Here is a 13,888-nt window from a genome sequence, read left to right as displayed (position 1 = left end):
AAGCTTACCAGCGGTTTTTAGACTTCACCATCAGGGCTGGTGTAAAGATGAGATAGTAAAATAACATGAAAATATCCATGAACCAACTGTAGACGAACAGGTCTTTCTCATCCAGTTTGCGCATAGCAGACCAGGTGATGACAGACTGCACCAACATCTTGAAACCGAATATTCCCAGTACATACCACAGGATTGGTGGCGGGAAAAATAACGCCAGGATAAAGGCAGGGTAGTAGAGGAAATGTGTCAGGGAGAAGAGCCCTAATACAAACTTATGCCCGAACCGATAGTGCTTGCCAGTGGTCATATGCCTAGTTTTCTGGCGGAACCAGCTACTCCAGCTATTTTTAGGCTCGGAATAAGTAAATGCTTTTTTATCGATTACTACCGACACATTTTTGCGTGTAGCGGCTGTGTTTACGAATAAGTCGTCGTCTCCACCAGCCAAATGCTGATGACTGGTAAAACCTTTATGACGGTAAAAGAGCTCCTTTTTATAAGCCAGGTTACGTCCTACGCCCATATAAGCCATACCGCTCATAGCAAACGACAGGAATTGCATGGCACTGAAGAAGGTTTCGTAACGAATCACTTTATTCAGGAATCCTGGCTTCTTATGATAAGCGCCATAGCCCAGTACAATTTCCTTTTCGTCCGTAAAGCCCTGACTCATCAAAGACAGCCAGTAGGTACTTCCTGGTTTACAATCAGCGTCGGTGAGGAGAATATTATCGTAGATCGCGCCGCGAAGTCCCATAGACAGTGGAAATTTCTTTCCAGGGATGAATTTCGCAGGTTGTTTGATTTCGATGGTGCGGTAATGTGGATAACCTGGTTCGATGGATTGCAGGTAATACCGGCTTTCGTCTTCGGAGTTATCGTTAACTACAATCACCTCATATTCAGGCTTCAGGTGATCATGATAACGTTGTTGCAATACGCCTGGGAGGTTACGCTGCAAATTCAGCTCCTCATCCTTGGCGCAGATGATGACAGAGAATTTCTGTTCCGGCGACTGATCCGGGTCAAATTTCTTACGGTAGAAAGCCAGCCGTGAGAAAATGAACAGATAATAACATATCTGGATACCAGCAATGGTAGCAAAGGAGTATAAGGCAATTTCACCTAGGTGGTCAAGCATAATGGACGCAAAAATATAATATTTTTAATATCTGTAAAAAGATAAATTATGGGCGAAGGTACTATCTGTTTTTACTTATTCGCAAATAGATTTGCATTTCGGTATCTTTGCACGCTGAAATGGAAATCTCGTGAATTTTGAACTGATAACTACAGATAATGGCAGTAAGGCCAGGGCAGGGAAAATCACCACTGCCCATGGGGAAATCGAAACGCCTATATTCATGCCGGTGGGTACCGTTGGCAGTGTAAAGGCGGTTACCCAAGAACAGTTGAAAGAGGCGGTACAGGCCCAGATTATTCTGGGGAATACTTACCACCTGTACCTGCGTCCGGGATTAGAAGTACTTTCTAAAGCCGGTGGTTTACATAAATTTAACGGATGGGACAGACCTATTCTGACTGATAGCGGTGGATACCAGGTATTTTCCCTGGCAGCCAACCGTAAAATCAAGGAAGAAGGCTGCGTGTTCCAGTCACATATCGACGGTTCCCGTCATTTGTTCACACCGGAAAATGTAATGGACATCCAGCGTACCATTGGTGCGGATATTATTATGGCGTTCGACGAGTGTCCGCCGTATCCGTCCGAGTACCGTTATGCTCGGAAGTCGATGGACCTGACCCATCGTTGGCTGGACAGATGTATACAACGCCTGGCGGACACCATGCCAGCATACGGTCACGAACAAACGCTGTTCCCTATCGTACAGGGTTCCACCTTCAAGGACCTCCGTAAAGCATCTGCTGAGTACATTGCCTCCCGAGGAGCGGCTGGTAATGCTATTGGCGGATTGAGCGTAGGAGAGCCAGAAGAAGATATGTATGAGATGTGTGAACTCGTATGTGATATTCTGCCTTCAGATAAGCCAAGATATCTCATGGGCGTAGGTACGCCATGGAATATCCTAGAAAATATATCATTGGGTGTAGATATGTTTGACTGTGTGATGCCAACCAGAAATGGCCGCAATGGTATGCTCTTTACTTGGAATGGGGTTATCAACATTCGTAATAAAAAATGGGCGGATGATTTCACTCCGATAGATGCCAACAGTGAGTGCTTTGCTACCAACGGTTATTCCAGGGCTTACCTGCGTCACTTGTTTATAGCAGGAGAGATTTTGGGCATGACACTTGCCAGTATCCATAACCTGGCGTTTTACCTGGACCTGGTGAAAGAAGCCCGTCGGCAGATCTTGGCAGGCACATTCAGCACCTGGAAACCGAAGATGATCAGTCAGTTGAAAACGCGTTTATAATACCAGCAAATCAACAAATAATCCAATAAACTAATATCTTTGGGTTCATGCCGAAATTTCTGACAAAAGTAGATTGGTATATATTACGTAAGCTGATAGGTACCTTTATTTATTCACTGGCGATCTTCCTCCTGATCTCCGTGGTGATCGACATTACGGAGAAAGTGGATGATTTTATGAAGAATCATCTGACCTTACGGCAGATTGTAGTGGATTATTACTTCGGCTTTATTCCGCATATCCTGGCATTGTTATTCCCGTTGTTCATCTTTTTGTCGGTAATCTTTTTTACCTCGAAGATGGCCTATCGTTCGGAGATCATCGCCATATTGAGTGCTGGCGTGAGTTTCCGCCGTTTCCTTCGTCCTTACTGGGTGGGGGCTTTCCTTTTCGGTGGTATCCTCTGGCTGGCCAACTATTGGGTGGTACCCAATGCCAACCGCATTCGTACCTCCTTTGAAAATAAATACCTGCACAGTCACGATAACCAGAATACGCAATTTGAACGAAGTACCCGTATCGACAGTTTCACCTACGTTACTTTCGGTACATACGATCCAAATTATGCCAATGGTTCCACTTTTATATTGCAGAAAGTACATGGGCAGGTAATCAATTACCGTATGAAGGCGGATCGTGTTTCCTGGGATTCTACGACTCAAAAATGGCGACTGGACTATGTAACCATTCGTACCATGGATGGTTTGCATGAAAGCTGGAGAAGTTTACAGGATACCGCTATAAAAATTCCCCTGGTACCAAAAGACCTGGTGGATGAAAAGAATATGCAAGAAGCCCTTACCACACCGGATCTCAGACGATATATTCATCGAGAGGCGATTCGTGGCGCTGAGGGGCTGAACACTTACTGGGTAGAGTATTACAGGCGTACAGCCGCTGCTGCAGCCGTGGTAGTACTAACGCTGATTGGAGGGATTATTGCCGCCAAGAAAGTGCGTGGTGGGAGCGGGCTCCACCTGGCTGTGGGGATTGTTATCTCTGCTAGTTATATTATCGCCTTGCAGTTTGCCACTGTATTCTCCACTAAAGCGGATCTGAATCCAATGGTGGCCGTATGGATACCCAATGTAATCTTCGCTGGACTTGCCTTCTACTTGTATAGAAGAGCGCCTAAGTGATTTTGCTTTTTAACTTTCCTACATGTTGTCCCTGCCCATTAGGCAGAGACGAGGAAAAATAAAAAAGAGGGCTGACCCAAAGCCTATTTTTACTTTTGGGTCAATACCTCAAAACTTTCTTGTCTGTTGTCCCTGCCCAGCGGGGCAGGGACAACGAAAAAAATAAAAAGCGGAAGGTGACGTCGCAGACGTCACCTTCCGCTTTTTTTATCAAAATCGTTTTAAAAATCGCAAAAATCAAGGCATCTTCTTTCAATATTTTCAATTCATTCTGAAAAAATTTATAATTCTTTCATCAGATATGAATTTTTAATTATTTTAAAATATACTATATTGATAGCTAGATAATTGTAGGGAGAAATAATTGATTTTCAAGTGGCCGGATCGCACATGATTTTGTTGTTAATTTGGCATTAATAATCGTGTAAGGGTGGTAACTTCGTTAACAAATCATTACTTTTGACAATTGATCGATTTTGTTTTTCATTATATAAACAATAGCAGTAAAATGGGGTACATAAAAGAAAAATTCAAGGTTAAAGCGGATGAACTGAACGCTGAAGTAAAAGACCTGTTGAAGAATCACGGCACCACCAAAGTAGGAGACGTTACACTAGCACAGGTTTACCAGGGCATGCGCGGTATTACCGGCCTGGTAACCGAAACTTCCCTGCTGGACGCGAATGAGGGTATTCGTTTTCGCGGATATTCCATTCCTGAGTTGAGAGAGGCATTACCTAAAGCGCCAGGAGGCCAGGAGCCACTGCCAGAAGGTTTGTTTTACCTGATGCTGATTGGAGAATTACCTACGGAAGAAGATGTACAGAACTTATCCGCTGTGTGGGGACGTCGTTCACATGTTCCAAACCATGTGTTTGACGCCATTGAAGCTTTACCTATTTCTACTCACCCTATGACCATGTTTACCGTTGGTATCATGGCACTGCAGACAGAATCTTTATTCGCTAAAGCTTACGCTGAAGGTATCAATAAAAAAGACTACTGGAGCTATGTATATGAGGATACTATGAACCTCATTGCACGTCTGCCACGTATTGCTGCTTATATCTACCGTCGTAAATATAAAGGTGGTGATCATATTCAGCCAAACGGTATGCTGGACTGGGCTGGTAACTTTGCGCATATGCTGGGTTACTCAGACGAAGGCTTCCGTGAACTGATGCGCCTCTACATGGTAATTCACGCGGATCACGAAGGTGGTAACGTAAGTGCACACACTACTCACCTGGTAGGTTCCGCACTGAGCGATGCTTACCTGTCATTCGCAGCAGGTATGAACGGTCTGGCTGGTCCGCTGCACGGATTGGCTAACCAGGAAGTAATCAAATGGATCCTGAACATGCGCGAAGAACTGGGTGGTGGTATGCCAACCAAAGAAGAAATCGCTGCATATGTACGCAAAACCCTGGCTGAAGGTAAAGTAGTACCAGGCTATGGTCACGCAGTACTGCGTAAAACAGATCCTCGTTTCTCTGCGCAGATGGAATTTGCTAAAAACCACCTGCCAAACGATGAACTGGTAAGAATCGTATGGATGGTATATGAAACTGTACCTCCAATTCTGCAAGAACTGGGTAAAGTGAAAAATCCTTGGCCTAACGTAGATGCTCACTCTGGCGCGCTGCTGGTACATTATGGCATGGTGGAATATGAATTCTACACCGTATTGTTCGGCGTATCCCGTGCACTGGGCGTATTAGCGTCTCTCTGCTGGGATCGTGCTCTCGGTCTGTCTATCGAAAGACCGAAATCTGTAACTACAGAGTGGATGAAGCTCTTCGTAGAAGGTAAGGTAGAAGCATCTGCCGAATAACCGAGTGTTATAATTGTTTTTTATAGAAAAAGGCAGGTGGTGAATTTTTACCACTTGCCTTTTTTATTTTTGTGAATCGAAAAAAGAATTAACCTATTTCCACATTTACTGCCATATTATCCAATCCGATCGAATACCTGAAAGGTGTTGGCCCGCAAAAGGGTGAACTGTTGCGTAAAGAACTCAGTATCCACACCTTCGGAGACCTCATCCAATATTTCCCATTCAGGTATGTTGATAAAACGAAGATCGACAAGATTTCCGCCGTTAGCGGATATGAAGATTTCGTGCAAATTCGTGGTCGTATTATGCATATGGAAGTAGTAGGCGAGAACAGAGGTAAACGCCTCGTGGCCACCTTCCGCGATGAAACCGGCATCATTGAATTGGTGTGGTTCCAAGGATGGCAGTGGATGCAGAAATCATTGCAGCAAAATGTAACCTATCTGGTCTACGGACGCGTGTCTACCTTTAACAGCAATATACAAATCGCGCATCCGGAAATGGACCTGGTAACAGAAGAAACTGCTACAGGTAAACAATTCCTGGAACCGGTTTACTACACTACCGAAAAATTGAAGGCAAGAGGACTAACGGCAAAGGCTATAGGAAAATTGACACAAAACCTCCTGCAACAATTATCACCGCTGGAAATCCGGGAAAATATTCCCCTGGAAATCCTGCAACAATACCGCTTGATGCCCCGTTCCATGGCCTTTTTCAAAATACATCTGCCAGGTAATGAGGAAGAGGCAAAACAAGCACAACGCCGACTAAAATTTGAAGAACTGTTCATCGCGCAGATCCGTATCTGCCGACTAAAAATCAAAAGACAAAAAGCCTCACAGGGCTACACTTTTGGTGCTGTAGGCGAACAGTTCAATAATTTCTATAATCATCATCTGCCCTTCGAACTTACCGGCGCCCAAAAACGCGTACTGAAGGAAATCCGTCAGGATACGATGCATGGCCGACAGATGAACCGCCTCCTGCAAGGAGATGTGGGCAGCGGTAAAACCATGGTGGCCCTCCTGACCGCCCTGCTGGCCATTGATAACGGTTTCCAGGCCTGCCTGATGGCGCCTACGGAAATTCTTTCCCAGCAACATTTTAAAGGACTCTCCGAACTACTGGCGGATATGCCCGTAAATGTGGCACTGCTAACTGGTAGCATCAAAGGAAAAGCAAGAAAACAAATCCTCGCCGGTGTAAAAGATGGCAGTATTCACCTGCTGGTAGGCACGCATGCCCTGTTGGAAAAAGAAGTCGATTTCCAAAACCTAGGTATGGCTATTATCGATGAGCAACATCGCTTTGGAGTGGCCCAACGGGCACGACTGTGGGAAAAAAATAATATCCCTCCGCATGTACTCGTTATGACGGCCACGCCTATACCAAGAACCTTGGCCATGACCGTCTACGGGGACCTTGATGTTTCTGTCATCGATGAAATGCCGCCAGGTAGAAAGCCGATTACCACTGTGCATCGCACAGAATTCCAACGCCCATCGGTGATGGACTTCATCCGGCAAGAAGTGAAAAAAGGCCGACAGGCTTATATCGTATACCCGCTGATCGAAGATTCTGAGAAGATGGATTACGAAAACCTGATGAAAGGGTATGAAGAAGTAAAAGCCTTCTTCCCGGAACCGCAGTATTATATCAGCATGGTACATGGTCGTCAGCCGCAGGAAATGCGGGAAACCAATATGCAGCGCTTCGTTGCTGGCGATACGCAGATCATGGTGGCCACTACCGTTATCGAAGTAGGCGTGAATGTGCCGAATGCTTCTGTGATGGTGATTGAGAGTACCGAGAGATTCGGACTCTCGCAGTTGCACCAGTTGCGCGGACGCGTGGGTAGGGGAGCTGAACAGTCGTTCTGTATACTCATGACCGGCAACAAGGTCAGCAAGGATTCCAAAGAGCGTATTAACGTGATGGTACAAACGAATAATGGCTTTATCATTTCAGAAAAAGATATGGAACTCCGTGGCCCCGGAGATATTGAAGGTACCCGCCAGAGCGGTGTGCTGGATTTCAAACTAGCCGATATCCTCGCCGATAAACCTATCCTGGATGCCGCACGTGTGAGTGCAGAAAAACTGTTGGAAAAAGATATGGATCTTGTACTCCCTGAAAACCAGGGACTCCGCGATTTTCTTGCTTCCCAGAGAAGTAAATCTGTTTGGAGCAAAATTTCCTGACCGGTTTTAACGTTTATTATATATCGCCGTCTAAATTTTCAGTATCAGTAACCAAGATAACCCTTAAAAGTGTGTAAGTTATTGTGTATGACACCGTAACAATTAGGTTGGCTTGTGCGTTTATAATAGTATATTAGATTTTTCAGATAATTTAAAATGCTTATCCCGTTGAAATTTACCCTCCCGATCGGATTTGTTGGAATGATTATCCTTATGCTGTTCACTGCTAATGCAGGAGCGCAGCAAACCGCTAATTATAAAAACTATTCCCCGCTTACATTCGCGGAGAATAAAGGACAGTGGAACCCCGATGTCCTCTATAAAACCGATCTGGATGCCGGTGCGGTATTCCTGCGTAAAACTGGCTTTACGTTCAGTATCCTTGATCCAAAGGATATGGAAAAAATGTACGAATACATTCACGGCCACTCGCATACAGGCGATACCGTTTGGGTACAAAGTAGGGCCTATATCAATGGCCAACAAATAGCAGGCGTCACCAGGAAAGAAGCTGCTCCAGATAAGATGCCTGAAATTCACGGTCATGCCTATACGGTGAATTTCCTCAACAGTAATCCTAACGCTACCATAGAACCTGAAAAGAAACAGGAATACTATAATAACTACTTCATCGGCGACGATCAAAGTAAATGGGCTTCCCATGTGTTCTCTTATCAAGGCGTTAATTACCACGAAATTTATACGGGTATTGATGCGCATGTGTACTCCGAAGCTTCTACATTGAAGTACGACATGATCGTGAATCCCGGGGCTAATCCAGATCAAATACAGTTGGAATACACCGGTACTTCTTCCCTGGAAATCAAGAAAGGACAACTGATTGTGCATACGACCGTAGGTGATGTAGTGGAACAATTACCTTATGCATATCAGTATGTTAACGGTGAGCGTGTATCCGTTAAGGTTAGCTACAAACTGAATGGTAATAAATTAGGATTTAAAATCGGCAGTTACAACAATGCGTTTCCGCTGATTATCGATCCTACTTATGTGTTCTCTACTGTATCCGGTTCCCGCGCTGATAACTGGGGCTTTACTGCTACTTACGACAGCGATGGTTACTTCTACGGTGGCGGTATCGTTTTCGGACAAGCCTATCCAGTGACTCCTGGCGCTTTCCAAGGCGGTTACATGGGAAATATCGACATCGGGATACAGAAATTCACACCCAACGGAACCGGTTTGGTGTATTGTACTTTCATCGGTGGTAACGATATGGAACAACCGCATAGTCTCTTCGTCAATAAAAATAAAGAGTTGGTAATTTCCGGCAGAACTAAGTCTGGCAATTATCCCTTTACAAAAGTGATTGGGAGTCGCGGTGGCTGGGATATCGCAGTGAGCATGCTTTCCGCTGGTGGCGATAAAATGGTGGGATCGCTTGTAATTGGTGGTTCCTCTGATGATGGGGTGAATATCCGCGATCAGCGTGCCGGTGGCGCTTCTACCTTATTGAGAAATTACGGAGACGATGCCCGTAGTGAAGTAGTGGTGGATAACGCTGGATATATCTATGTGGCAAGTTGTACCCGTTCTACTAATTTCCCTGTTACTGGTGGCGTATTCCAGAGCACTTTTGCGGGTGCACAGGATGGAGTGGTGATGAAAATTAACCCACTCTGTCAGGATATCGTTTGGGCAAGCTTCCTGGGCGGTACTAAAGAAGACGCCGGTTTTGTAATTGCGTTGAATGACTTGCAATCATTGTATGTAGCGGGTGGAACAGCAAGTACAGACTTCCCTGGTACGAGCGGCGCTTCCTATAAAGGCACTTATACTGGTGGGGTTTGCGATGGCTTTATCGCGCATATTAAAAGTGATGGTAGCGCGATCATTCAAAGCACTTATGTAGGGTCTACAGATGGTCAAGCTGATCAGATCTATGGTATTCAAATGGATACCAAAGGCTTCATATATGTGACCGGTACTACAGAAGGGGTATGGCCTATTAAACAACCCGCAGGAACTGCCACATTTTATAATCAGAATGCGGCGCAGTTTATCATGAAACTGCAACCGGATTTATCCGATATCGTTTACTCTACTACATTTGGTAAGAGTCGTTCTATATCAAAATTGCCTTCCATCTCCCCTACTGCATTCCTTGTTGATAGATGCGAAAACGTATATGTATCTGGCTGGGGTGGTGGTATTAATCCTGCTGAAGGATATCCGAATTCTGGTACAGGTGGATTGCCACTGAAAAATCCATTGCAGGCCATTACAGACGGTATGGATTTTTACTTCATCGTATTGCAGAAAGATGTAACAGATATACTTTTCGGAAGTTACTTCGGTGGTGCAGGTTTGTATGAACACGTAGATGGTGGTACCAGTCGCTTCGATAGAAATGGTGTGATTTACCAGGGTATCTGTGCATGGTGTAATACCGGTAGTGCTAAACCGCGCTATCCAACAACACCTGGCGCCTACAGCAGTACACCACCGCCTTCCTGTAATTTTGGTGCGCTGAAAATCGCCTTTAATTTGGATGGGGTAAAAGCGGGTATCAAAACGCTGGAAAGAAAAAATAATTATTGTATTCCTGACCCTGTTACTTTCCTGGATACCACACAGGTATATGTGAATACGTCTACTTATCGCTGGAATTTCGGAGATGGATCAGCGGAAGTAGTGGGTACTGCGTTGGATACAGTGAAACATGCATTTACAGCGGTGGGTATTTATCGCGTAAGATTGATTAAGACAGACCCGACTACCTGTAATGGCGCTGATACCGCTTATATTGATATTAAAGCAGGTACCAACAAAGCTATCCTGGACTTACAGCCTAAAAGACTTCCGCCATGCGAGGCTTTGAAGTATGAATTCCTCAATAACTCAACGCCAATCGGAGGATTCCGCGATAGCTCCTTTATCTTCGATTATGGAGACGGCCCGCCGATTTATGTATTACAAAATCCGCCTACATTCCCATATTCACATGTGTATCCGGCGCCAGGCCTTTACAACGTAAAACTGACACTGATTGATACCAACTATTGTAATGCACCACAAACAGAAAGTATTGCATTACGTGTAGCCGTCAACGTGAAGGCACAGTTTGTAATGCCTGATACTGTTTGCGTGGGTACTACGCTGGTGATTAACAATACCTCTATGGGTGGACAAAGTTTCGTATGGACATTCTCCGACGATCCTACACATCCATCTACGGATGCTTCTCCGCAGCATACTTTCCTCACGCCTGGATTGATTAACATCAAATTGGTAGTAAAGGATAGTACCACCTGTAACCTGATAGACAGCGTCATGCGGACGGTATTGGTAGCACCGCTACCACAACCTAAATTCGATTTTACACCGGTGAAACCGGTTGAAAATACCCCTGTTCAATTCAGAAATTTAAGTTTGAATGCTACTTCTTATCACTGGAATTTTGGAGATGGAGATTCTACATCGCAGGCACAACCAGTTCACCAGTATAATACGACAGGAACATTCTTGGTGTGCTTGACTGCATTTAATCCGGAAGGGTGTGACTCTACTGTATGTGAGAACGTGAGCGCTATTGTGGTGCCGTTATTCGACGTGCCTAACGCGTTTTCACCAAATGGAGATGGTAACAATGATGTCTTTTATGTGAAAGCATTCGGTGTATCCAAATTTAACCTGAAGATTTTCAGTCGTTGGGGACAACTGGTATTTGAGACCAATGACTATCGTATGGGCTGGGATGGTAAGTTCAAAGGAGAACCTATGCCTATGGACGCATATGCATATGTTGTAAGTATTGAATTTAACGACGGAACCAAAGGTAGTCGTCAGGGAAGTGTAACCTTGTTAAGATAGATGACACATGAAGCAGCTAGTTAAAATTACCGCAGGTGTAGTCCTGCTGTTGATCGCCGGTCTTCACGGATATGCGCAGGACCTGCATTTTTCGCAGTTCTTCAACTCTCCATTGACCACCAATCCGGCTAACACAGGATTCATTCCCGACGGTAACTACCGCCTGGGTGTCAATTATAGAGATCAGTGGACTTCTATCCCTGTTCCATATAAAACCATGTCCGCATTTGGCGATTGGCAAGTATTCCGGGACCGTCTTAACTACGGATGGCTGGGCCTAGGCGCTGTGGTGCTCCGTGATGTGGCGGGAGCTGGCAATCTCTCGTCAACAAAAGCCTATGGATCTATTGCCTATCATCAGTTATTAGGCAATAGCAGCCTACTTTCCCTGGGATTCAATGCTGGAACCGCCAATAAAAGAGTAGATATCACCAAACTAGTATTTGGCGATCAGTGGAATGGAAAATTCTTTGATGCCAGGGTTCCCACAGCGGAGCCTATCAACTCTTCCAGTACCAATTATTTCGACTTACAGGTAGGTATGAATTATGCCTATTTCCCTACTGATAATATTTATTTTAATGCCGGTTTCTCTGTACAGCATGTGAATACGCCGAGGGAAACGTTTTATAATACCGATAATAAAGTGCCCCGCAGATATATCGGCTTCCTGAATGGTAGCTTTAAAATGAGCGATAAGGTGATCCTTAATCCTGGCGCGTACTTCACGCAGCAATCAAATACGCACGAGCTTGCTATAGGTTTAAATGCGGCCTATAATGTTTCTGGTGATGGCACCCAGCAAGCTTATGGCGGATTATACTATCGTGGAAACGATGCTGCTATCTTCTTGGTAGGCTATCAGTTAAGTAATATTAAACTGATGTTCAGCTATGATGTGACCACTTCCCAGTTGGCCGCCGCCAATAGCAGCAGAGGGGCGTATGAGATAGGTATTATCTATACCGGCATGTACAAGAACAGATCGTTTTCAGATGCGATCCGCTCCACCTTCTGTCCTTCATTTTAATTCTTCTGCTTATTGATTACTTTTGTTACATGACCACATTGAATAAAGTAACCGCCGCGCATGTAGCGGCATTGCGCGAAATATTAGGCGATAAAAACGTGCTAGTGGACGAAGAAAGTCTGAGCCACTATGCACATGACGAAACAGAAGATTTGCATTATTTACCAGAGGTAGTAGTTAAGCCGGAAACCACAGAACAGGTAAGTAAGATCATGCAGCTTTGTCAGCGTGAATTACTGCCCGTAACTCCCCGTGGTGGCGGTACAGGCCTTAGCGGTGGCGCGCTCGCCCAGTTTGGCGGTGTGCTGATTTCCATGGAAAGATTCAATCACATTCTGGATATAGATGAACGTAATCTGCAGGTAACCACAGAACCGGGTGTTATCACAGAAGTACTGCAAAATGCTGTAAAGGAAAAAGGGTTGTTTTACCCGCCAGATCCAAGTAGTCGTGGTACCTGCTTTATTGGTGGGAATATCGCTGAAAATTCCGGCGGTCCTAAAGCAGTGAAATATGGTGTGGTAAAGGATTACGTACTTAACCTCGAAATGGTACTTCCATCTGGTGAAGTGATCTGGACAGGCGCCAATGTATTGAAAAATGCGACTGGATATAACCTTACACAACTGGTAGTAGGTAGTGAAGGAACACTGGGAATCGTTACTAAAATTGTACTGAAGCTGATTCCGCTGCCTAAGCATGATTTACTGATGTTGGTACCCTTCCGTTCTGCGGAGAGTGCCTGTGCCGCGGTGAGCGCCATTTTCCGCGCAGGCTATACGCCGAGTGCTATGGAATTTATGGAAAGAGATGCACTGGATTGGGTATCTCAGTTCGTACAAAGCAGCACCGTTCAAATTCCTGATGATATCCAGGCCCACCTGTTGATTGAAGTGGATGGCAACTATCCTGAAGTCCTAATGCAGGAAATGGAAGGTATTGCCGGCGTGGTAGAAGGGTTTGATATAGGAGAAATCTTGTTTGCAGAAGATTCTACTCAGAAAGATGAGCTTTGGAAGCTGCGCAGACGTGTGGCCGAAGCAGTGAAAGCGAATTCTGTGTACAAAGAAGAAGATACCGTAGTGCCAAGGGCAGAACTGCCGGTACTGCTGAAAGGGGTGAAAGATATCGGTCGTAAATATGGCTTCCATTCCGTATGCTATGGTCATGCCGGTGATGGAAACCTCCATGTGAACATCATTCGTGGTGAACTCACAGAAGAGCAATGGAACGGTACCCTCACGGAAGGTATACGAGAAATCTTTCAACTGGTGAAACAACTGAAGGGAACTATCTCCGGTGAGCATGGTATTGGACTGGTACAAAAAAACTATATGGATATAGTATTTGACAGCACTTCCATGAACATTATGAAGCAAATAAAACAGATATTTGATCCCAATAATATCCTCAACAGAGGTAAAATATTTGATTGCTAAAAA

General features: G+C 44.8%; 8 protein-coding genes. 7 read left to right on the top strand and 1 reads right to left on the bottom strand.

Annotation, left to right across the window (positions count from 1 at the left end; genetic code table 11):
- Window positions 1-4: 4 nt before the first annotated feature.
- Window positions 5-1,141, bottom strand: coding sequence for a glycosyltransferase (locus JO154_RS24025; RefSeq protein WP_291950866.1), 1,137 nt, complete (start codon window positions 1,139-1,141; stop codon window positions 5-7).
- A gap of 130 nt (window positions 1,142-1,271) precedes the next feature.
- On the opposite strand from JO154_RS24025, the gene tgt reads away from it, so the two are divergent.
- The 7 genes from tgt to JO154_RS23990 all read left to right on the top strand — a co-directional run bounded on the left by tgt (window position 1,272) and on the right by JO154_RS23990 (window position 13,885).
- Window positions 1,272-2,402, top strand: a complete 1,131-nt coding sequence (gene tgt, locus JO154_RS24020) for a tRNA guanosine(34) transglycosylase Tgt (protein WP_291950863.1) — start codon at window positions 1,272-1,274, stop codon at window positions 2,400-2,402.
- A 47-nt stretch (window positions 2,403-2,449) separates the two neighbouring features.
- On the top strand, window positions 2,450-3,541 hold the full coding sequence (locus tag JO154_RS24015) for an LptF/LptG family permease (protein WP_291950860.1): 1,092 nt from the start codon (window positions 2,450-2,452) through the stop codon (window positions 3,539-3,541).
- Between the two features lie 508 nt (window positions 3,542-4,049).
- The gene (locus JO154_RS24010; protein WP_291950857.1) at window positions 4,050-5,375 is read left to right on the top strand and encodes a citrate (Si)-synthase, eukaryotic; all 1,326 of its coding nucleotides are present in this window, start codon (window positions 4,050-4,052) and stop codon (window positions 5,373-5,375) included.
- A gap of 95 nt (window positions 5,376-5,470) precedes the next feature.
- Window positions 5,471-7,582, top strand: coding sequence for an ATP-dependent DNA helicase RecG (gene recG / locus JO154_RS24005; RefSeq protein ID WP_291951613.1), 2,112 nt, complete (start codon window positions 5,471-5,473; stop codon window positions 7,580-7,582).
- A gap of 168 nt (window positions 7,583-7,750) precedes the next feature.
- Window positions 7,751-11,416 carry a PKD domain-containing protein gene (locus JO154_RS24000; protein ID WP_291950854.1) on the top strand — a complete coding sequence of 1,222 codons (3,666 nt, stop codon included), beginning with the start codon at window positions 7,751-7,753 and terminating at the stop codon, window positions 11,414-11,416.
- 7 nt (window positions 11,417-11,423) lie between these two features.
- A complete protein-coding gene (locus JO154_RS23995) occupies window positions 11,424-12,446 on the top strand; it encodes a PorP/SprF family type IX secretion system membrane protein (protein ID WP_291950851.1) in 1,023 nt (340 codons plus the stop codon).
- Window positions 12,447-12,475: 29 nt separating this feature from the next.
- On the top strand, window positions 12,476-13,885 hold the full coding sequence (locus tag JO154_RS23990) for an FAD-linked oxidase C-terminal domain-containing protein (RefSeq protein WP_291950846.1): 1,410 nt from the start codon (window positions 12,476-12,478) through the stop codon (window positions 13,883-13,885).
- Window positions 13,886-13,888: the final 3 nt, after the last annotated feature.

The sequence above is a fragment of the Chitinophaga sp. genome (assembly GCF_019236475.1).
In the GTDB taxonomy this organism is placed as follows: Bacteria; Bacteroidota; Bacteroidia; order Chitinophagales; family Chitinophagaceae; genus Chitinophaga.
The sequence above is the reverse complement of the archived record's forward strand: the minus strand, read 5'-3'. Positions and strand labels throughout refer to the sequence as shown.

Excerpts from the sequence above, each read along its gene's own strand:
- JO154_RS24010 (WP_291950857.1), top strand. The coding sequence starts at position 4,050 with ATGGGGTACATAAAAGAAAAATTCAAGGTTAAAGCGGATGAACTGAAC.
- JO154_RS23995 (WP_291950851.1), top strand. The coding sequence starts at position 11,424 with ATGAAGCAGCTAGTTAAAATTACCGCAGGTGTAGTCCTGCTGTTGATC.
- JO154_RS24015 (WP_291950860.1), top strand. The coding sequence starts at position 2,450 with ATGCCGAAATTTCTGACAAAAGTAGATTGGTATATATTACGTAAGCTG.
- JO154_RS23990 (WP_291950846.1), top strand. The coding sequence starts at position 12,476 with ATGACCACATTGAATAAAGTAACCGCCGCGCATGTAGCGGCATTGCGC.
- JO154_RS24025 (WP_291950866.1), bottom strand. The coding sequence starts at position 1,141 with ATGCTTGACCACCTAGGTGAAATTGCCTTATACTCCTTTGCTACCATT.